Annotated in this window: 19 protein-coding genes; 3 read left to right on the top strand and 16 right to left on the bottom strand. The window is 51.7% G+C overall.

All coding sequences use genetic code 11. From position 1 onward, the window contains the following. Window positions 1–237 precede the first annotated feature (237 nt). Window positions 238–1,569: an MFS transporter gene (locus AC0YNV_RS05500; protein WP_475766497.1), complete on the top strand. Its 1,332-nt coding sequence runs from the start codon at window positions 238–240 to the stop codon at window positions 1,567–1,569. 165 nt (window positions 1,570–1,734) lie between these two features. Here AC0YNV_RS05500 and AC0YNV_RS05495 read toward each other — a convergent pair whose 3' ends face one another. The 4 genes from AC0YNV_RS05495 to AC0YNV_RS05480 form a co-directional block, all read right to left on the bottom strand. Then, window positions 1,735–2,178: a hypothetical protein gene (locus tag AC0YNV_RS05495; protein WP_475766496.1), complete on the bottom strand. Its 444-nt coding sequence runs from the start codon at window positions 2,176–2,178 to the stop codon at window positions 1,735–1,737. Window positions 2,179–2,225: 47 nt separating this feature from the next. Then, entirely contained in the window at window positions 2,226–3,230 is a 1,005-nt protein-coding gene (locus tag AC0YNV_RS05490; protein WP_475766494.1) for a stalk domain-containing protein, read from the bottom strand. A 143-nt stretch (window positions 3,231–3,373) separates the two neighbouring features. Next, the gene (locus tag AC0YNV_RS05485) at window positions 3,374–4,147 is read right to left on the bottom strand and encodes a ChbG/HpnK family deacetylase (RefSeq protein ID WP_475766492.1); all 774 of its coding nucleotides are present in this window, start codon (window positions 4,145–4,147) and stop codon (window positions 3,374–3,376) included. Window positions 4,148–4,283: 136 nt separating this feature from the next. Continuing rightward, window positions 4,284–4,874, bottom strand: a complete 591-nt coding sequence (locus AC0YNV_RS05480) for an acyltransferase (protein ID WP_475766490.1) — start codon at window positions 4,872–4,874, stop codon at window positions 4,284–4,286. A 192-nt stretch (window positions 4,875–5,066) separates the two neighbouring features. Here AC0YNV_RS05480 and AC0YNV_RS05475 point away from each other — a divergent pair, with 192 nt between their 5' ends. Then, window positions 5,067–6,176: a GerAB/ArcD/ProY family transporter gene (locus tag AC0YNV_RS05475; protein ID WP_475766488.1), complete on the top strand. Its 1,110-nt coding sequence runs from the start codon at window positions 5,067–5,069 to the stop codon at window positions 6,174–6,176. A gap of 114 nt (window positions 6,177–6,290) precedes the next feature. On the opposite strand, the gene AC0YNV_RS05470 is transcribed toward AC0YNV_RS05475, so the two are convergent. From AC0YNV_RS05470 to AC0YNV_RS05460, 3 genes are read right to left on the bottom strand one after another with little or no spacing between them, the layout of a single operon-like run. Then, window positions 6,291–7,898 carry an extracellular solute-binding protein gene (locus AC0YNV_RS05470; protein ID WP_475766486.1) on the bottom strand — a complete coding sequence of 536 codons (1,608 nt, stop codon included), beginning with the start codon at window positions 7,896–7,898 and terminating at the stop codon, window positions 6,291–6,293. 52 nt (window positions 7,899–7,950) lie between these two features. Then, window positions 7,951–8,832: a carbohydrate ABC transporter permease gene (locus AC0YNV_RS05465; RefSeq protein WP_210045397.1), complete on the bottom strand. Its 882-nt coding sequence runs from the start codon at window positions 8,830–8,832 to the stop codon at window positions 7,951–7,953. Between the two features lie 16 nt (window positions 8,833–8,848). Then, window positions 8,849–9,763 carry an ABC transporter permease subunit gene (locus tag AC0YNV_RS05460; protein ID WP_210045398.1) on the bottom strand — a complete coding sequence of 305 codons (915 nt, stop codon included), beginning with the start codon at window positions 9,761–9,763 and terminating at the stop codon, window positions 8,849–8,851. Between the two features lie 330 nt (window positions 9,764–10,093). Here AC0YNV_RS05460 and AC0YNV_RS05455 point away from each other — a divergent pair, with 330 nt between their 5' ends. Further along, entirely contained in the window at window positions 10,094–11,104 is a 1,011-nt protein-coding gene (locus tag AC0YNV_RS05455; RefSeq protein WP_210045399.1) for a LacI family DNA-binding transcriptional regulator, read from the top strand. Window positions 11,105–11,171: 67 nt separating this feature from the next. Here the strand turns inward: AC0YNV_RS05455 and AC0YNV_RS05450 are convergent, their stop codons facing one another. The 9 genes from AC0YNV_RS05450 to AC0YNV_RS05410 form a co-directional block, all read right to left on the bottom strand. Beyond that, the gene (locus AC0YNV_RS05450; RefSeq protein ID WP_475766483.1) at window positions 11,172–11,402 is read right to left on the bottom strand and encodes a DUF5316 family protein; all 231 of its coding nucleotides are present in this window, start codon (window positions 11,400–11,402) and stop codon (window positions 11,172–11,174) included. A 33-nt stretch (window positions 11,403–11,435) separates the two neighbouring features. Continuing rightward, entirely contained in the window at window positions 11,436–11,669 is a 234-nt protein-coding gene (locus AC0YNV_RS05445; protein WP_475767305.1) for a DUF2651 family protein, read from the bottom strand. A gap of 53 nt (window positions 11,670–11,722) precedes the next feature. Then, on the bottom strand, window positions 11,723–11,920 hold the full coding sequence (locus AC0YNV_RS05440) for a hypothetical protein (protein ID WP_475766481.1): 198 nt from the start codon (window positions 11,918–11,920) through the stop codon (window positions 11,723–11,725). 478 nt (window positions 11,921–12,398) lie between these two features. Beyond that, complete coding sequence (locus AC0YNV_RS05435; protein ID WP_475766480.1) at window positions 12,399–13,439, bottom strand: NAD(P)-dependent oxidoreductase; 1,041 nt, start codon at window positions 13,437–13,439, stop codon at window positions 12,399–12,401. 2 nt (window positions 13,440–13,441) lie between these two features. Further along, a complete protein-coding gene (locus tag AC0YNV_RS05430) occupies window positions 13,442–14,296 on the bottom strand; it encodes a DUF6807 domain-containing protein (protein ID WP_475766478.1) in 855 nt (284 codons plus the stop codon). Window positions 14,297–14,328: 32 nt separating this feature from the next. Then, on the bottom strand, window positions 14,329–15,432 hold the full coding sequence (locus tag AC0YNV_RS05425) for a Gfo/Idh/MocA family protein (RefSeq protein ID WP_475766476.1): 1,104 nt from the start codon (window positions 15,430–15,432) through the stop codon (window positions 14,329–14,331). Between the two features lie 149 nt (window positions 15,433–15,581). After that, window positions 15,582–17,732 carry an ADP-ribosylglycohydrolase family protein gene (locus tag AC0YNV_RS05420; RefSeq protein ID WP_475766474.1) on the bottom strand — a complete coding sequence of 717 codons (2,151 nt, stop codon included), beginning with the start codon at window positions 17,730–17,732 and terminating at the stop codon, window positions 15,582–15,584. Between the two features lie 39 nt (window positions 17,733–17,771). Continuing rightward, on the bottom strand, window positions 17,772–18,617 hold the full coding sequence (locus tag AC0YNV_RS05415) for a carbohydrate ABC transporter permease (RefSeq protein WP_210045407.1): 846 nt from the start codon (window positions 18,615–18,617) through the stop codon (window positions 17,772–17,774). Then, window positions 18,614–19,543: a carbohydrate ABC transporter permease gene (locus AC0YNV_RS05410; RefSeq protein ID WP_210045408.1), complete on the bottom strand. Its 930-nt coding sequence runs from the start codon at window positions 19,541–19,543 to the stop codon at window positions 18,614–18,616. Before AC0YNV_RS05410 ends, AC0YNV_RS05415 begins: the two co-directional genes overlap by 4 nt. Window positions 19,544–19,563 lie beyond the last annotated feature (20 nt).

Raw genomic sequence — 19,563 nt, 5'->3', positions numbered from 1 at the left:
TTCAAAAAATTTAACCGCCACAATCGAGGAGATTTGTTTCCATTATAGATTTTCAACGGGAGCCTCAAAATAGAAAAAACAGTGATAAACTTAAAAAAAACAGTGATAGTTCGGCGATGGCGAATCCTTCATGCGCCTTAAGCTTTATTTTCAGTGGACATCAATGATGTTATGATGACGATAGACAAAATGAATGCGCAATTTCAATACCATTACATGGGATATTGAGGTGACAAATTGTTTCGTTCTCTGATGGATACTCTATCTCCCTTACGCAGCCGAAATTTCCGGATCTATTTGGGCGGTCAGGGCGTATCGATGCTCGGAAACTGGATGCAGGGCACTGCCCAGGCCTGGGTGGTGTGGCGGTTGACCGGCTCAACGGCCGCACTTGGAATCGTTGCCATGCTGAATACGCTTCCCGTCCTTCTGCTCGGCCCGTTCTCCGGTGTATGGGCAGACCGGCTCGACCGCCGAAAACTGCTGATTTACACCAATATACTGGCTATGACCCTCGCTGTTATCATGGGCGGGCTGGTATATACGGGCGAGGTGCGTATCTGGCATGTCTATATTCTCGCGGGTATTCTCGGGTGCGTGAACGCCCTGGATATCCCTTCCCAGCAAGCCTTCATCGGCGATCTGTCCGGTGTTGAGCATGTCCGCAAGGGATTTACCCTCAATGCGATTATGGAACAGGTCATGCGGATGATCGGGCCATCGGTGGCAGGCTTGATGATAGGCGGTTTCGGAGAAGCCCCGGCCTTCTGGCTGAATGGACTTAGCTATGTGGCGGTGATTGCGAGCTTGTTCTCGGTAAAAGCCACTCAAGAGCGGCAGATCAGTGCAAGCAATCCGCTGATGGATTTTCGGGAAGGTCTCAGCTTCGTCCGAAGGAAGCCGCGGATTCAGGATTTAATTCTGTTCACGGCGATGACAACCCTGTTTGGCTTCGTCAATACGCAGCTTTTTCCGGAAATCGCTGATCATCTGCTGCGCGGCGGACCGGAAACGCTGGGTACGATGATGGGGGCTTTCGGAGCAGGCTCATTCTTCAGCGCACTGCTGCTGACGCCAATCCTGCAGCGGGTGCGGCGGACCGGACTGGCGCTTGCAGCCATCATTGCCTGGTCCGGCTTTTGGTTCGGCGCGTTTTCGCTTTCCAACTGGCTGCCTTTCTCCTTGCTGGCCATCTTCTGCGCGGCTTTCGCCCAGCCTGTCGTGTTGACTACGGTCAAGGGGCTGATTCAGGTATTGGCCCCTTCGAACATGCGGGCCCGGGTATTGAGCCTTCAGGTCATGATCGCCGTAGGCACACAGCCCATATTCTCATTAACGGTTGGATTTGTCGCTCAACTCGTTGGCTCTTCGTATGTCATCAGGACCAACGGGATGCTTATGATCGTTGCAGCCGCTTTGCTGCTGGCGTTCCGCCCGGCGCTGCGGATCTGGGACCCGCTGGATGAAAGCGCAGAGCCCTCAAATGCGCCGATCGAGAACAAGCAGCCGTTAGATCCGTTAAAGCCCGGCGATCATGTGATGACGAAGCCGGGAACCAAGACGTTGTGAATGATTCTTGCCCGAACTGTAACAATTTCAGTTAGATGACGGGCTGCCAGCCAATAGCTAAAAGCCATGTTTTCTACCAATGAGTAGAGAAACATGGCTTTTTGATTCATTCGAACGACGCAAGTCTGCCGCGATGTAACCACCTGCGTGTTTGTTTGAGTGAAATCATGCGGCTTCTACAACAATACTGTCAAAATATGTGTCACCCATGTATACCTCAAGCCGCCACTTTCCTTTTTTGGTGCCATCCTGGTTAAGAATGAACTTGACGCCGCCCTGCGCGTCTGCTCCATTCTTGTTTTCTGTCCTTGTGACCTCCCAGTCGGGGTACAATGTCTCTATTGCCCCCGTCTTCTGGTGCACACCCATCAACTTGAACGTATCTGCTATTTCTTCCGGCTTTCCCCAAAAATAAATAGTGAAGTGTCCGCCTTTTGATATAACGCTATTGCCTTGAGGATCAAATCCCAACCGGTTTTCTTTTCCGTACATGGTCATTCCACCGGCTTCAAAGGTTCCGCTTGCTTCCCATTCCCGATCATGATTTGAAGCAGAACATGCGGTAATCAAAATCATTAAGCCGACGAGGATAGTCATTCGGATAAACATAGCGATCCTACTCCTTTCCCCTTCATACCCCCTGCTCTTGCCGCGAACTAATTTCGCTCAAGCTCACCGTTTTGTCCAAGCCTATAATAATGAATGGCGGGGTGGTCGTCGAACACCTCATTTTTTTCATATAAAGCTAATTGCGTATCACCTGTGTCTGTAGGGGTAATATCCCAATTCGCCAGGAGCAAGTCATATTCTTTGGCGAGATTGCTGTCGACAAACTTATCATCCCGATACTGCAGAATATGAGGCCATCTTTCGGTATGCTCCATCTGGGGATAGTCAATGGAATAAGCGATTTCAATCCTGCTGTCGCCATCCAGATCACCAGTCCGGACCTTTAAATTATCTTTGGTCAAATCGATGGGAGGAACATCCAAAGCGATCCGGTGAAACGGATCGAGATCATTCGTTCGATATTCGAAATAGACAGGAGCTGTGAAATAATCCGGATTGTTCTCATAATAATTCGTGACCATCCTTGCTTCATCCTTCACTCCATCCAGGTTCAGATCGGTTTCAAATTCGCGGAGCACGGTAAAATGCTCAAACTGAACCTCACCTGTTTCGGGCGGTACATCATATTTAATATCCGGGGTGATTGTCAGGGTCATGCTCCGATTATCCCATTTCATGCTGTACCCATAATATTGGGCCACCTCTTTGATAGGAATATAGATTTTCCCGTTCATTGAAATGATTGCGGAAGCAAGCATGACCTTTTCTCCATGATCCGTAAAATAATTCTTTCCCAACTGGAATTTCAGATGCTCCTCTCCATCCCTGATATCACTGTCATAAGATACTGTCTTCAAATCCGGGTTCCACGAAACTCCCTTGGAATTGACGAGAAAAGGCAAACAGTTCTGCAAACCCAATGAATCCGCATACATATGACCGGCTATGAGCTTGCCCCCAATCGACTTATCCCCTCTAATTAAAGTATGTATGATTCCATCTTCTGCTGCGGCTTGGCCGGCATGTACGGGAAAACTAAGCGTCAGACACCAAAATGACAAGAACACTATCGATAAAGTTAATCTTTTCATTGGAACAACCACGCTCCCGGGAATCAGAAATTTCGGCGGTCTCTCTGCCGATCGAATTGAATAGAGCAGCTGCCGAAGCACGATGCTCCCCTTCCATTTTTGTTATGCACTGAACCACAACAGAAGCCTGCTTATCATTCCGATCATGGTACATGCACTTCATCATACCGGGCCGGCACGATACCATTGAGCTGACAGAATGAGAGAACCCGCGGATCGGTGAATATTCGCCTTTCCCATTCCCGCTCACGCGCTACAGTCACTCCATCGTATCCAAAATGTCCGAGTGTCCGCATCTCCTCATTGTCATACGCCGGATGACCGACCAGCACATAGATCCCCGGCTCCGCCGCCGCGAGCTTGGCAATCAGCTGATCAACGGGATCGCCAGGCACGGAATCGACCTTGGGCAGCCTGCGGTGCAGCTCCAAATCGTTAATCAGCCCTTCCGCATCGCACCACATCGCGAAGGCTTCCCGGAAACCGTCATTCACCCAATCAAAACCCATATGCAGATCCGCATACCGGACGTTGAATCCTGCCCGCCTCACTTTATTGAGCTGAGCCTGAAGCTCGGCCATCATTTCCTCAAGCTGCGGCCCGTGATCGCAGAGCTCCCTTGTCGTCTGGAAGAAGGTGCCGTCTGCAGCAACAAGGGTCGGCACCTCTTCGGGTGACAGCACCGGACCCCACCGGACCCGGTCCCATTCCGCATTCAGCACGGCATGCAGGCCGAAGCATAATTCCCGTTCGCCAGCCAAAAGCTCCGCCGCATCCTCAAGCGCGGGGCAGACCGCCATCACTGATGTATTTTTCAGAATCCCTTCCTTATATGCTTCCAATATTCCGCGATTTGCAGATTTGCTGCTTCCGCAATCGTCGCCTCTTGTAATCAGCCGTATCCTTTCGTTCCCCATGAAATCACACCTGCCTCACTGGAATTTTTCAGAACCTTCTATACATTTTTAGACGCCAGCAGGAATGAAAAAGTTTCCCATATTATGTTTTTAACTCCTATTATATTTTTAACTTCGAGCCGCGCTGATCATTTGTTTATTTCCTGCTTTTGACGACTTTGGCCGGAACCCCTACCGCAATACTGTAGGGAGGAATATCTCTTGTGACGACCGATCCTCCGCCAATGACGGAGCCTCTGCCAATGGTTACTCCTGCGGTTATGCTGACCCGCCCCGCGATCCATACATCATTTTCAATCGTAATGGGCAGCAGCTCATGTCCTTGCTCACGGATCGGACGGTTGGGATCGTCGAAGCGATGGTTGCCGGCAATGATGATGGCATGTGAAGCAATGCGGACGTCATCGCCAATGACTACCCTCCCCTGCTGCTCATCAGGCAGACCGTATCCGACGATGTTGGAATATGCCTGAATGGAGCTGCGTTTGCCGACGGTTACATTTCCTTGAAGCAGCACGCCAAGGGCGATGGTGGACTCTTCACCGATTTCGAGCCTGCCTTCACGCGGGTTTATTTTGGCTTCGGGGCTAATCAGGCAGGTACGGTGGATGACCGCATTGCGATGCCGGTTTGCGAGCCAGTATCCCACCTTGCAGCTGATTCTGCGTCCCAGCGTTTGTTTATCGGGCATGCTGTACGCCCCGTCCAGGAATGTCCATAAGCTCATAGCCGCCACCCTCCTGTTTTGAAAGATGACTCCATTATAAGACCGGGAAACCCATTCCACCATTCATACCGCAATCATTATTTGTACGAAATGCCTGTCACAACTTCAATTTGGAAGGATTGCGATACATAATTGAATGAAAAAAATGGAAGCCTATCTATATCATCGCTTATTCAGAGAGGAGAAGATCAAATGCGTCCAATCTCCGCGGTTCAGGTAGCCGCAATTGTGACTAGTTCCACGATTGGAGTCGGCGTTCTCGCAGTTCCCCTTCTGGCTGTTCGCGCAGCAGATACGGGAGCTCCGCTTGTCACATTGCTCGGAACACTGGTCGCATTATTCGGGCTGCTCCTTGTTACGGTACTCGGCATACGTTTTCCTGACCAATCGATCATCCAGTACAGCGAAGATATTATTGGAAGAGGTATTGCATTTGTGGCCAGTTTGGGCATTGTCTCCTTCTTCAGCATATTAATGGCACTCATCTCCCGGGAATTCGGGGAAGTCGTCATCACCTCCATATTGAAAAGGACTCCATTGGAAGTGACCGTCCTTGCGATGCTGCTGCTTGCGGCCGTATTCGCCAGAACGGATATCGTGACGTTCGCCAGCATCCATCTTTTTTACCTGCCTTTCATTATGGTGCCAGGCTGGATCATTGTAATGTTGTCTCTGAAAAACTCCCGCGTCCTGAACCTTCTGCCTGTATGGGGAAATGAGCATCATGAGCTGTTCTTCGGAATATTAACGATTGCTGCCTTGTTTCAAGGCTCCTTCATCATCACGATGGTCATCCCGTTCATGAAAAAACCAAAGAAAGCCTATTTATCTATGATTTGGGGCTGGTTTATGCCGAGCTTTTTCTTTGTACTCACTGTCATTTCCGCTGTGGCCGTATTTGGACCTGAGGAAATCAAATTATTGATGTGGCCGACATTGGAATTGGCGAAAACAACCGCACTCCCAGCTAACATTTTGGAACGGCTGGATGCAGCGTTTCTGGCGGTATGGGTGACCAATGTGTTCACGACACTGCTGTCGATTTTTTACCTTACGATTAAATCGATAACTCAAATGTTTCATTTGCAGGATCATAAAATGTTCGCTTTTTTCTTGCTGCCTTTTATCTTTCTGATTGCCATGCTGCCGCAAAGCGTGCTTCAAATGTATGAGTTCGTCGAATTCTTCGGGAAGATAGGGTTGTTTATTACGATCTGCTACCCTATCTTGCTGCTGCTCATTGCGGTAATTCGCAAAAAACGCGGAAAACCGGTTGCCGTCAATGAAAACGGCAGCAGCTAGGACAGACGAAAGCTTCGGGTTTCTTGCTCTGGACCAAAAAGAGTCTAAACCTTGGGAAACACAGGTTTAGACTGATTATGATTTCTGAACTCTTGCGGAGCCTCAGCTTTTTTCTTATTGAATGCCCTTTTCGTCGAAATAAGCGGTTGCCTGCTCTTTCACATACTCCAGAATTTTATCCACGCCTGCCGCTTTCAGCTTGCTGCGGTAAGTCTCAAGCGCCTTCACCGGGTCGGCCACAAGACCCATCATGAGCGGCTGGCCATATTGCTTGATCACCTGGTTTACGGCTGCCTGCTGCGCCTTAACCGGTTCATAGTCCATCGTGATCGGCTCGAAGATGTTAGGCTTGCTTTCCGCCTCGAACTCCTCATTCAGCGCCTGCATGCCGTCCCAGCCGCCTTTTTGTGCCAGCATGTTGTCTTTGTTGCGCCAGCCCCAGCTTGTAATGTCATAATTCTTCCAGTCCTTGGTCACCGCTACTCCCGCAGGAGGCGAGACGAATGTTTTGCCATCGGCCTCGATTGAATAATGCGTGCCCTCGATGCCGTATGTCATCAGACGGAAATAAGTGGGATCATTGCGCAGCTTGTCGAGCACCATAAGCGAACGCTCTGCGTTCTGGGCGCTCTTCGGAATCGCCATGGCGTTGGCCATCGGAAGCGTCGGAATCGAATAATTGTGGAATCTGGTGAACGGGAAGTAGCCAAGCTTGTAGTCCGGATTTGTTTTGGATACGTCCGTAATAAATCCGCCGGCTCCCGGAGCGTTCCGCCAATAGACGGCTCCCGTGCCTGCCTTGATCAAGTCCCCTGCTTCCGTCTGGGAAGACAGGGTGTTGGAAGCCCAGAAGCCTTTATCAGCCCAGGTTTTCATGCGTTTGACATATTCCTCGAACTGTGTCGTGAATGGATAGGCAACGATATCCCGCGGTTTGTCATAGGAAGAGGAAGCAATGACGCTGCTCTCGCCGCCGTAAATCTTGAAGTCATAGTAGTCCTGGAACAGGGTATACACTTCATTCCAGGCTTTGCCGCCGATCGGCGTGACGCCTTTCTTGTTCGCCTTCACACCGTCCAGATAAGCTTCAATCGAATCCAGATCCGTAATCTCCGGCAGGTTCAGCTCTTCCCGCCAGTCTTCACGGTAGACGAGACCGTTCGGCGTATACTCCGGATTCGTGTTCGGCACGGCGTAGATTTTGCCCCCTACGGTTGCCGTGTCCCAATCCTCCTTGGGCACTTGCTCCCAGGTTTGCGGCATATAGGTTGGCAGCAGGTCGGTCAGATCCATAAATGCGCCTTGTTTGGAATATTTGTAGAAATCCGCCCAGCTTGAAGCAAACAGCATATCCACCTTCTCGCCAGAGGCGAGCAGCAGATTATATTTGCTCTGCCATTCGTTCCAGGAGGTAAAGTTCAATTTGACCGTCGTATTCAGATCCTTCTCCAGCATTTTGTTCCATTCATCCAGAACCTTCGGCGTATCCGCATGAGCGTCTCCAAGCAGATACCATATGAGTTCGACCTTCTTCGATGTATCCGGCTTGGCCGGGTCCTGGTTTTGGGCGTTGGTCGTGGAAGCATTGCCGCCAGGCGGCTCGCTTGCGGCGGCGTTCGAACCGCCATTGTTTGAGCCGCCGTTGCTGCACGCGGCGAGAAGAGCTGCTGTCAATGTCAGCGAAATGGCAGCCGTCGCCCATTTCATGCGTTTGAAGAACATGTAATATCCCCCTTTTGATTGGCTTGAATGTATGTTAGCCGGCAATCCGGTTCTAACCTTTGACCGCGCCGATCGTCAGACCTTTGACGAAGTAGCGCTGCAGGAACGGATAAAGCAGAATGATGGGTCCTGTGACGACAACCGCAGCTGCCATCTTGAGCGTCTCAGTCGGCGGCTTGAAATTCGGAGACAGATTCCCCGCGATGCTGGTCTTGAGAACCGAGGCACTTGCCAGTATCTTGTACAGCAGGAACTGCAGCGGGAATTTGCTCTCCGTGGTGATGAACAGATTAGCGGTGAACCAATCGTTCCAGTATGCCAGCGCCATGAACAGCCCGATCGTTGCCAGACCCGGTGTGGAGAGCGGCAGGATCAGCTTCAGGTAAATCTTGAAGTCGCCGGCGCCGTCGATCTTGGCTGATTCGACAATCGAATCTGGAATCGATTTCATGAAATTTTTCATTAAAATGATATTCCACGCACTGAGCAGGCTAGGGATGACGAGCGCCATATAGTTGTCCTTCAGGCTCAAATAATTGACGATCAGGATATACCACGGAATCAGCCCGCCGCTGAACAAGGTCGTGAAGTAGATAAAGAACGACAGGCCGTTGCGGTACTTGAACTCCTTGCGGGATAGAACATAGCCGGCCATGGAGGTCATGAACAGGCCCAGTGCCGTTCCGATCAGCGTGATCAGGATCGTTACTTCGTACGCCTTGTAGATCTGGATCGGGTTCGTGAACATGGCCCGATAGGCGTCCAGCGAGAATTGGTCCGGAATGAGCTTGAAGCCCTCCGAGATGATCTCTGTCTCCGAGCTGAGCGAGCCTGTAATTATGACCAGGAAGGGCAGCAGGCACATTACCGACAGGAGCGTCAGAAACGAATAGCCAGCCACGTTGAATACCAGTGTAGATCTTTCCATTTTCATCGGATGTAGGCTCCTCCTAGAATAAAGCGTAATCTTCGCGCGTCCTGCGAATGACGTAGTTCACGCCAAGGACGAGCAAGAGTCCGAACAAGGATTGGTACAACCCTGCCGCTGTCCCCATGCCGATATCGAAATTGACGGCGAGAGAGCGGTACACATACGTATCGATGATGTCCGTCGATTCGAAGAGCATGCCGTTCTGGCCGACGATCTGGTAGAACAGATCGAACTGGCCCTTCAGGATGCCGCCCAGACTGAGCAGAATCAGCAGAATGAATGTCGGTACCAGCATCGGGATCGTAATTCTCCGGATCCGCTGGAAAATGTTCGCACCATCGATCTTCGCTGCCTCGTAATATTCGTCGCTGATGCTCATAATCGCGGCCAGGTAGATGACCGTGCCGTATCCGAGGCCTTTCCACACATGAAAAAACACGATAATGTATTTCCACGGCGCGGTATGCATGTAGAAGTCGTATCTTGGAAAGCCCATCTGCGCAAGCAGCGTCGGGATAACTCCGGTCTGCGAGCTGAACAGGTTCAGAACGAAAGCGCCTATAAGAACGAAAGAAATAAAAAACGGAAGAAACATGACGGACTGCGCAGATTTCTTGAACCATTTGCCGGGCAGCTCCGCCAGGAAGATTGCGCAAAACAGCTGAAGCGTATTGCCAAGCAGAATGAAGACGATATTGTACAAAATTGTGTTTCTTGTAAGCGTGGCCAATTGTCCGGAGCTGAACAAGAACTGAAAGTTGTCGAAGCCGACGAACTGGCTTCCGAACAAGCCGCCGTCAAAACTGTAATTGGTAAAAGCGTAATAGACGCCTACCATGGGGACGTAGCTGAACAGGGCAAAGAACAACAGCGCGGGCGCGATCATGAGGAACATGACCCGATTCTTCCCCAGTTCTCTGAAAAATCCGACCATCGTGCACCTCCGTACCGGAATGAATGAGTAATGGACAAAGCGGACTGACTAACTGTAAAAATGCATCACTCCCACATCAATTTATGAAATCGATTTCCTAAATGAAATGACGTCGTTCGGTTTCAGGTTTCCTTAACCTATCTGAGCACAAAACGCTGATATGGGGCCGATCTCCCGCCTCGCATTCATAGAATACGCTTTCAACAAAAACTTTCGTTACAAGCGGATTGATTTGTCCGGTCTCAGTATTGAAATCGATTTCATTTTGAATTATAGTGTTGATATCGAGCTTCTGTCAAACAAATTTTTAGAGCAAAGTTGAGGATGGCTATGGATATCAAGATCATCGATGTTGCGAACAAGGCCGGCGTCTCCCCTGCAACGGTATCCCGTGTATTGAACGGCAATTCCTACGTCAAGGCGAAGACCAAAGACAAAGTAAATAAGGTGATCGCCGACCTCGGCTATCACCGGAACGCGGTGGCCAAGAATTTGCGGTCACAGAAAACGATGACAATCGGGGTCATCGTCCCGGATATTAACGCTTCTTATTTTGCTGAGATCATCAAGGGCATAGAGAATATGGCCTATTCCCGCAGCTATAAGGTCATTATCTGCGATGTGGAGAATCAGCCTGACAAGGAACTGGATTATCTGGGTCTGCTTATGAGCCGCACCGTGGATGGCATGATCCTGGCGACTCCCGCCACTGCGGATGAGGAGATCGTCCGCTTCTCGGACAAGGGGTATGCAATCGCCGTGATTGGCAGACATATCGAGCATCCGAAGGTGCCCTGCATCTACACGGACAACGTAAAGTTCTCGAAGGAGGTCGTCGATCATCTGGTTGGACTCGGTCACCGCAATATCGTGTTCCTGAGCGGCTACGCCGAAGCGGTGGACAGCTTCGAGAGGCTTGAAGGGTACTTGAAGGGGTTGAAGGAATATCAGATCCCGTTCCGTCCGGAGCTGGTCGAGAACGGCAACTTCAATGAGAACGGCGGATATGAAGCCATGATGAGGCTTTTTGCCAAAAATATCCCCTTCACTGCCGTATATGCGGCAAATGACGAGATGGCGCTCGGCGTATACAAGGCCTGCCGGGAAACCGGCATCCGCATCCCGGAGCAGCTGGCCGTTGTGGGTGTCGACAACAACCGGATCAGCAAGTATTTGACGCCGACTTTGACTACGGTCAACCAGCCCAAATACGCGATGGGTGCGATCATTGCCGAGAAGCTGATCGATCAGATGAACGCCGATGAGTTCGCGGCCAAATGCGTGTTCAAGGTCGATTCCGAATTGATCCTGCGGGGATCGACCGAGCATCGCTTGAAATAAAAAAAGGGGCGGTCCGCCGCCCTTTTTGCTTGATCGTCCCAAATTCGAAAAACGGACTAGTACTTGTTTAGGAACCTTTTATCCAAAAGTAATAGATAGCTGCGATTGCAAACGATATTAACGAAATCAGAAAAAACCATGTAGATAATTTCGCTTTTAATCTCCGTTCTTTGGGATCCGGATTCTGGGAATAATAGTTTCCTCTCTGCCTGTTTCCATCCGTCCATGCTCCAACTAAAATACCCGCCAGGAATAATGAAATAATACCTATGTATATGAATATCGACAAATACCCCATCTCCTTAGTCGTCGACAGCCGGTTTTTCGTTATTTATCGGATATTTTGAAATTTTTGGATCATATAGAAGAATTGCCTTGCAATCATGCTGGAAGCAAAAGACAACAATGTGTATATCATCAACCAAATGAGGAATGTCGTATTATATACGGTAAAAGTCAACACAACAGAAACCCCAAACGTCAGTGTTGGAGCAATGAATATATTTTTTAGAACGATGTACCCAACAAAGCCAAGCAGAATGAAAATAATGGGGAAAATGATCATGATCAAAGAAAACTCATTTATCATTTTTCACCTCCTGATTCCCCTCTGGTTACTCAATATATGTTCAGACATAACCATGTAACCGCCCCTGCCGCCATGATCGCGGCCGCAGTTACAAATCCAGCATAACCCAGTCTGGTACGCACCTCAGCGGTCTGTTTATCATAAAATTCCGGCTTTCTCATCGTCCCCAACCATAAGTCACCGATCAAATTCACGACCACAAGGACAAAGCTTTTCGTTATTTTCACTTCAATCCCTCCCTTTGTGAATACTTCTAATCGTAACATATTATACCTGTTTTGTTGATTTATTCATTTATAAGCAGTTAGAGTCACATGGTTATTCCAGATTGAAGTAAGTCGTAGGCCGAATTTCCGTCTCCACTTGGTACCTGATGGATGCTGTCCATCAATAAAAATCCGGTTCAGCTGCCTTTTAGCAGCCGCCTTAGGATAGCGAATTATCACCATTGATATCGTAAAATAAAGCCGAACTAAAAACTACGCAAAAAAATAGAAGGGGACATCTGCCCCCCTCTTCGTTTGTTTGTAGCTAAAACGCACAATAGAAATGAACAAGTGGCGAGGCAGGCAGAATACTTGTGCAAAAGGGTTTAGTGTTCGCCTTTGTTCCCGGATTTTGACCATAAACCTTATAATCAGGACATCCGGGAACAACAGCGATCGAAAGAACACTCCGCCTGCACAGCGGCTTCTGTTCACATGCTTAGCTCGTTATAATCGAATACACCGGACGAAATTGCGCCATCAGCATCTCCGCCCACTGCTCGTTCGCGTGTATCGTACGTCCTGCATTATGGGGAGTGTGAACGACGTTGTGCCTGCCGAGCAAAGGATCGTGCAGCGGCAGCGGTTCAATATCGAATACGTCGGCGGCAAGACTGATCTCATCGGCCAATACCCGTTCCCTGACCGCTGCCATGTCGCAAATTAATGCTCTAGTCGCCAGAACTACCAGACACCCCTTGGGAAGCGCATGAATATGATCGGCGTTGATAATTCCCTGTGTCTTGGCGGTCAAAGGCACCATCGGCACGAAGATATCCGCATCCTTGACGAGCTCATCCAGATGCCACACTTTGCGGGCGCCCGCGCGGTGGAACGACGGTTCGGACGCGAATGGATCCCATGCCGCTGCATCCGCTCCAAGCATGCTCACAAAACTGGCATAACGGCTGGCGATATTGCCTGCTCCTACAATCCGTACCTTCTTCCCGAACACGGTGCCGTTCGTGAAGTTCGGATCGTCGCCAAATTGGTGGCCCCTCGCTTCCGGCATCCCCATATTTCCCGGAGGATTATAATCCCACGGCGCCAGGCTGGAAATGATGGCATGATGGGACTGTGGAATACGCCGAAGGCCGCAAAGCGTCAGAGCAAGGCCGAATTCCGACACGGATTGGCCCCAGAAGCCCTCCGAGGGATGCTTGTAGATCTGAACCCCGACCTGCTCCCAAGCATCTCGAATTTCCGGCTCCAGCTCTTCATTGTATCCATCGATACAGATTGCCGCTTCCTTAAGCGATGTGAATGCTCCCAGACAATCTCTTGTAATGTCTACACCAAGCACTGCCAGTCGGGTGATCTCGGCTGGACTCGGGACAACCTCTCCGAGCTTTTCCTCACTTCCAGTCAGGAGCCGAATGAGCTGCGTGTCCCCTTGTCTGCTCCACATCCTGTGCAAATGATTTGCAGCAAACGGCCATACGGTATCAAAATTCGGATGCACGACAACAGCGCTTCTCATCGTCAATTGTTCCTCCCATTACGATATTCATTCCAATTCGCTTCTATTTGCGCCGCGTCGATTTCACCCGTATAGATGAAAACCCTATGTCTGAACAATTGCGAACTGCCCGCTTCGAGCTGCCAATCTCCGGCTATGCACAGGCTTGGGGCAGCCCCGAATTGGCCATCCACGCGCCATGGAACCGGATAGCCAGGATTAGCAGGATGGTCCATTATCGCTATGCCGGCTGCCGATTCACGGCCTTCTATCGGCATGGAGATAGCCATCCAGCGGGCCGGCTTGCCGTCAGCCTCTTCCCTTGCGAGCCCCTCGCTGCTTATGCTGCTCCCGCCGAATGCCTCGCGGTATGGCATTCTTATAAATAATCCGCCGTATTCGTAACGTCCGAACGTTAGGGCAGTATGAGCCTTGAGCGTCCATTCCAGGTCCAGCTCATAGGTGTTCCCGCGGTCACAGAAGTTCCACCGCTGTTCCTCGGCAAGGAGGGGAGTACCGTCAGGCGAACGCCAGTCGGTCTCCACTGCCCATTCCGCTTTACTCCCGTTTACTACAGGAGGCAGGAGAGGCTTCGGGTGAAAGGTTCCATCCATCGGATCATTCCGCAAGCCCTCCTCCCAGAAACCGACGCCATTAACCTTATTGAGCCCCGTATACAATCCATGCTGCCACGGATGATGGGCGGGAGCATTTTCGGTAAGCTCGCCAATCCCGTCGGGCGACAGGATCGGATGAATATAGGGGCGGCTGTTGGCTGCAGCGTTTTGCACCAGAACCGGCCGCGTTCCGCCCGCCCGGAAGATTTCAATAGAATGCGGGGTACTAACGGCATGAAGCGCAGCTTCGCAAGATTTCATGATGGGCATGCCTCCGTCCTTCAGTTTTTGGTTTAGCGGAAATCAGGCAATTTGAGGGGGATTCCGCCCCGCATGGCGGATTCATGCGCAACAAGTCCCGTACACGTCCAGTTCGCGGATGCGAACACATCCGGAAACGGCGGACGGTCCTCTACGAGGCTCATAATAAACTCATGCGCCAAATGCGGATGGGATCCGCCATGGCCATTCCCCTGCTTGAACGAAAGATGCTGATTCTCGTCCGCATTGTAGACTCCCTCGGCCGTATATTTACGGATGCCCTCCGGAAGCAGACGGGCATAATCCGGGATCTTCACGCGCTCGCCGTCCTCCCCGCGGAATACCAACGGTTCATCCCTTTCCAGCTGCTGCCACTCGAAGCTCATCTTGTCCGCATAAACATTAAAGCTCTCGATATACTCACGGGAAATTTCGAATAAGGACCGGGTCACTTCCATCGCCAGGCTGGAATCGCGGAGACGCACGAGAGCGGACTCGGCAGCAAAAGGCGAGCCGTACTTGGCCGCAAGGTTCCCGGCAATTTGCCCCGAACCGTAGCATACCACCGTGTCCGCTTCTTTCCCGGCCAAAGCAAGAAGCGGACTTACCGCATGGGTTGCGTAATGCATGGGCGGCAGCCCTTCCCAATAACCCGGCCATCCGGACATCTCCTGCTGATGAGCGCCCCGCAGAAACTGCAGCCTGCCCAGCTTCCCGCTGTCGCGCAGCTCCTTCACATACAGAAACTCGCGCGTATACACGGCTGTTTCCATCATCATGTAGTGCTTGCCGGAGGCTTTCTGCGCCTCGACAATCCGTCTGCAATCCTCCACTGAAGTGGCCATCGGCACCGTGCAGGCCACATGCTTGCCGGCAAGCAGTGCCGCGGCAGATTGCCGGGCATGAAAGGGAATCGGGGTATTGATATGGACGGCGTCCACATCCGGATCCTCAAGCAGTTCCTCAAAGCTGCTGTATCTTACATGGATCCCAAAATGATCGCCGATCCGATGCAGGCTATCCTCCGACCGCTGGCAGATCGCATACATCTCTGCGTGCGGGTGATTTTGATAAATGGGAATAAACTCGGCTCCAAATCCCAAACCGACAATGGCTACGCGAATTTTTGGGGTCATCAATTATCCTCCTGCTTTGAATTTATAGTCCGGATATCCACTATAACCAATGCTGACATGCCTCATCTCCAAATATATCCGCCCCAATCAGATTTAATGAACAATTATGCATTCTCATCCTCTGGCGCGGCTGCGCCCCTGGTTTCCCGTCAGCGGCTTGACACGCGATAGCGCTTATAATGGGTATGGCTGCCGGCCGTATTGGACAATCCCACCTGCCCCGTCCAATAAGGAAGGCCGTTATCTCCCGCATCCTCCACTTCAAGTACATGCTGTCCGTTCACGCTTACCGTAAACCGGTTCCCCTTCGCTTCGACGGCAATCGTATAGTCCCGGCCATGCTCCCATTCGAAGTCGGCAGAAGCAAGCTCCATGCATCCGTTAGCATTCTTGTAAAAGCTCACTTTATTGCCGGGGGCAAGACCCGCGGCGTAAGAACGGATACCGCCCTGCACCCTCACCAGCACCCTGTGGTGACTTCCGGATATGGGCCGAACGACCGCTTCAAACGCATAGTCCCGCCACTTCAGATCGCCAGTATAGCATTCTGCGGATTCGCCGCTGTAGCTGCCGGACAATTCGCCCTGCTCCAGTGTCCATAATCCGCGCAAATAAGTAAATTGGCTGACCTCCTGATGCAGTCCGTGCCAGCGCTCTATCCGTTCGAAGCCAAAATCTATGGCGTAATCAGGCACGCCCGAGAAATGGAAGTTATCCACATAGGCTACGAGATTCGCGGACCAGCCTTCGGCAGGGACGAACTCGATGCCCGCTTCGCCGATGCACACATTTTCCATCGAAGGCAGCTCATAGCGCAGAGTGGTCCAATCGCCTTTCACGAGCTCGATGCTGTCGGCATAGTGGCGCACATCGGCATTGACATCCTTGACGTATAGTCTTGCAATCACTCCGATGTTCACAAATTCAGGGACCATGATTTGCGCTTCGATGGTCTGGCCAGGGTAGAGCAGCGGCGAGAAGCTCGGGTCGTACCGGCTGTCGTTGAAATCATGGGGGCGGTAGTAGGTCTGGTGATAGACACGATAGCCATACCCGCCGCTCACCCGGTCGAACAACACCTTCAGGGAACGTCCCCCGCTTGCCGCCGCTTCCGGCGTATTCGAGACGACGCCGGTAACATGCGCTCCGCTTGCATCTGCATCCGTGCGGAATGCATGCGTCGATCCCGGATATTCGAAGTGAAAACGCGGCGATTCGCCGGTGAGGATCGGACGCCATTTGGCCGGAATGTCCGCGTTCGCGATTTTATAACCGAAGCTTGCGATATAGGAAGCGCACCAGGGAATATCCAGTATGTTCAGCGTTCCGATGACGCTGGAGCAGCACAGGAAATCGTTGATCGGCCTCCGCCATGAATCATCAATGCCGTCAAGGCCATTCCGCACGCCCATGATGGTACCGACATTTGCGACATTGCAATCCGTATCCCAGCCGCACATGTTGCAGATATTGATCGAGCGGGAGAAGTCTCCTCCGCCGTACAGCAGCGACAGCACAATGACCGCCGCGTTCGGGATGATATGGCATTCGCCCGGATACAGATGGTAGCCGAACTTCTCCCGCACGAACAGGAAGGCCTCCCTCCAATCCTCCGGTTGACCCCCATGATATTCGATAACCGTGCGGGTCATTCGTGCGAAATCGCAATCCTCCGGGATCACGGAGAGCCCCGCTTCCAGAATCTCTTGCATATCCTGGCGGTCGAATGCGGCTGCGATGCAGGCCGCGATAAACATGCCGCCATACTTCCCGTTGCCGTCATGCGACACGCTGGCGATTTTCTCCGCATACTCTGCCGCAAGTCTCGGGTTGCCCGGTGCGATCATTCCCCATACATCAATGAAGATCTGCCCGCCGATCTGCTCCGCCACCGCAGCCCCATTCTGCTCGATCGATCCCGAGCGCGGCGCCATGATCCCGTTTTTGAGGTTCTGATAGGCGGTATGCTCGGTCGATTTGCCATAGCCGCCCCACCAATAGAAGCCGTGGCCATCGGGCGCATAATTAAGCCATGTCAGCCCCATCTGCTCGGCTGTAATCTCGCTTGTATGCGTGTAATCCTCCAGCGCGCGGAGAAAGAACATGGGTCCGTTCGTATCGTCATCCGCCGCGAAATTTTTAAACGTATGAAGATAGCCCGTGATTTCGCCGAATGTTCTTGCGATCCGTTCGTACGTCCACTGCTCGATATTGCCTCCATGACGGACGCCAATCACTTTCCCCAGCCATCCCGCATAGACGCGTTCCGGATAATCTTCAGGCAGGATCTGTTTATTCATGATGATTCCATTCTCCTCTCGGTTATGTTGCTTGTGTTTTTATCCCTTGATCCCCATGCTGGCAATTCCGCCGATCAGATTGCGCTGCGCAAAATAGTAGATGAGCAGCAGCGGCACGACGACGACAGTCGAAGCCGCCATGAGCAGGTTCCACTCGGAGCCTCTGCTGGAAACGAAGTTGGCAAGGCCGACGGCCAAGGTGAATTTCTCCGGCGAATTCAAATAAATGAGCGGTCCCATGAAATCGTTGTACACATTCGTGAATGTAAATACGACAATGATGGTCATCGAGGGACGCAGGACCGGGACAAGCACCTTCCACAGAATTTGCAATTCATTCGCTCCGTCGATCTTGGCCGCCTCGTCGAGGTCCTTCGGGATCGTGAGCAGGTACTGCCGCATCAGGAAGACGAAGAACGGATTCGCGAAGTAAGCCGGGACCGTCAGCGGCAGGTACGTATCCACCCAATTCAGCTTGCTGAACATGAGGAAGGTCGGGATCATCGTCACCTGCTCCGGTATGAGCATAGTAGCGAGCATGATCATGAACAGCACCTCGCGTCCGCGGAAGCGGAACCGGGAGAAGCCGTATGCGACCAGCGTGCAGGACACGACCTGGCCAATAATGACGAAGAGCTCAATCGTAAGCGTATTCGTGATGTAGGTAGCGAACGGAGCGAACGAAAATGCGTTCACATAGTTCGCCCACTGCGGGTCTGCCGGAATCCACTGCGGCGGAAATTGAAACGTGGTCGCTTTGGTCTTCAGCGATGTCGATATCATCCAGAAGAAGGGAACCATGCAGGCGAACGACAGGATGATAAGGAAGCAGTAAGCGGCAATTTTGCCAAAAGGCTTTCTCGCCGACACATTCACATTCGTCATTTCACCACCGCCTTCCTTCCCTGCGTCTCATCCGCCTCATAATAGACCCACCTGTTTTGCGTGGCATATACAATCAGCGCAAGCACCAGCGACAGGAGGCCGCCAATCCATGCCATGGCCGAAGCATAGCCCATATCGAATGATTTGAAGGCCTTCTGGTACAGATAAAGCATATAGAACAAGCCTGCATTGTCAGGACCGCCTCCGCCCCGGCCGTTGATGATATACGCCTGCGTGAAGACCTGGAAGGAACCGATGATGCCCATGAGCAGGAGGAAAAAGAGCGTCGGCGTCAGCAGCGGGATCGTGATCCGCCAGAACCGCCGGTACATACCGGCGCCGTCAATTTTGGCGGCTTCGTACAGCTGCTCCGGAATGTTCTGGAGGCCGCCCAGAAACAGGATGGCGTTCCCTCCAACCCCCCACAGGCTCATGATGACGTAGCTCGTGAGTATCCAGCTTGGATCCTTGAGCCACTGGGGTCCTTCGATGCCGACCCAGGACAGCATATAATTCAGCAGCCCGTAATCGGCATTGAAGATCCACAGCCACAGCATGGAGACGGCCACGCCGGTAAGCACCGAAGGCAGGTAGAACAACGTCCGGAAGAAATTGATGCCCTTTACTTTAAGATTCAGCATCAGCGACAGCAGCAGGCCGATCACAAGACCGAGCGGAATGGCCATCGCGCTGTAGGTGAGCGTAACCTTCATCGATTTGTAAAACAGCGGATCGCGGAACAGGCGGTTGAAGTTGTCCAGCCCTATCCAGGAAGGGCTGGCGTAGATATCCCAGTGCATGAAGCTCAGCGCCAGGGACGCGAGGATCGGGAAGGCGGCGAACGCCAGAAACCCGAGGATCCAGGGAGATATAAACAAGTAGCCGAGCCTTTCTTCCCGCCGGGCGCTTTTGGATAGCTTCACCATGATATGTCCACCTCCGATTC

It is taken from the genome of Paenibacillus sp. JT31N11, from assembly GCF_056269285.1.
Note: the sequence above shows the minus strand (reverse complement) of the source record. Positions and strands in the feature narration are given on the sequence as shown.

Bases quoted from the DNA above. Each gene is read 5' to 3' on its own strand.
- AC0YNV_RS05465 (WP_210045397.1), bottom strand. From the start codon at position 8,832: ATGAAAATGGAAAGATCTACACTGGTATTCAACGTGGCTGGCTATTCG.
- AC0YNV_RS05435 (WP_475766480.1), bottom strand. From the start codon at position 13,439: ATGAGAAGCGCTGTTGTCGTGCATCCGAATTTTGATACCGTATGGCCG.
- AC0YNV_RS05445 (WP_475767305.1), bottom strand. From the start codon at position 11,669: ATGATCATTTTCCCCATTATTTTCATTCTGCTTGGCTTTGTTGGGTAC.
- AC0YNV_RS05475 (WP_475766488.1), top strand. From the start codon at position 5,067: ATGCGTCCAATCTCCGCGGTTCAGGTAGCCGCAATTGTGACTAGTTCC.
- AC0YNV_RS05460 (WP_210045398.1), bottom strand. From the start codon at position 9,763: ATGGTCGGATTTTTCAGAGAACTGGGGAAGAATCGGGTCATGTTCCTC.
- AC0YNV_RS05415 (WP_210045407.1), bottom strand. From the start codon at position 18,617: ATGACGAATGTGAATGTGTCGGCGAGAAAGCCTTTTGGCAAAATTGCC.
- AC0YNV_RS05455 (WP_210045399.1), top strand. From the start codon at position 10,094: ATGGATATCAAGATCATCGATGTTGCGAACAAGGCCGGCGTCTCCCCT.
- AC0YNV_RS05490 (WP_475766494.1), bottom strand. From the start codon at position 3,230: ATGAAAAGATTAACTTTATCGATAGTGTTCTTGTCATTTTGGTGTCTG.
- AC0YNV_RS05410 (WP_210045408.1), bottom strand. From the start codon at position 19,543: ATGGTGAAGCTATCCAAAAGCGCCCGGCGGGAAGAAAGGCTCGGCTAC.
- AC0YNV_RS05485 (WP_475766492.1), bottom strand. From the start codon at position 4,147: ATGGGGAACGAAAGGATACGGCTGATTACAAGAGGCGACGATTGCGGA.
- AC0YNV_RS05420 (WP_475766474.1), bottom strand. From the start codon at position 17,732: ATGAATAAACAGATCCTGCCTGAAGATTATCCGGAACGCGTCTATGCG.
- AC0YNV_RS05430 (WP_475766478.1), bottom strand. From the start codon at position 14,296: ATGAAATCTTGCGAAGCTGCGCTTCATGCCGTTAGTACCCCGCATTCT.
- AC0YNV_RS05495 (WP_475766496.1), bottom strand. From the start codon at position 2,178: ATGTTTATCCGAATGACTATCCTCGTCGGCTTAATGATTTTGATTACC.
- AC0YNV_RS05425 (WP_475766476.1), bottom strand. From the start codon at position 15,432: ATGACCCCAAAAATTCGCGTAGCCATTGTCGGTTTGGGATTTGGAGCC.
- AC0YNV_RS05470 (WP_475766486.1), bottom strand. From the start codon at position 7,898: ATGTTCTTCAAACGCATGAAATGGGCGACGGCTGCCATTTCGCTGACA.
- AC0YNV_RS05450 (WP_475766483.1), bottom strand. From the start codon at position 11,402: ATGGGGTATTTGTCGATATTCATATACATAGGTATTATTTCATTATTC.
- AC0YNV_RS05480 (WP_475766490.1), bottom strand. From the start codon at position 4,874: ATGAGCTTATGGACATTCCTGGACGGGGCGTACAGCATGCCCGATAAA.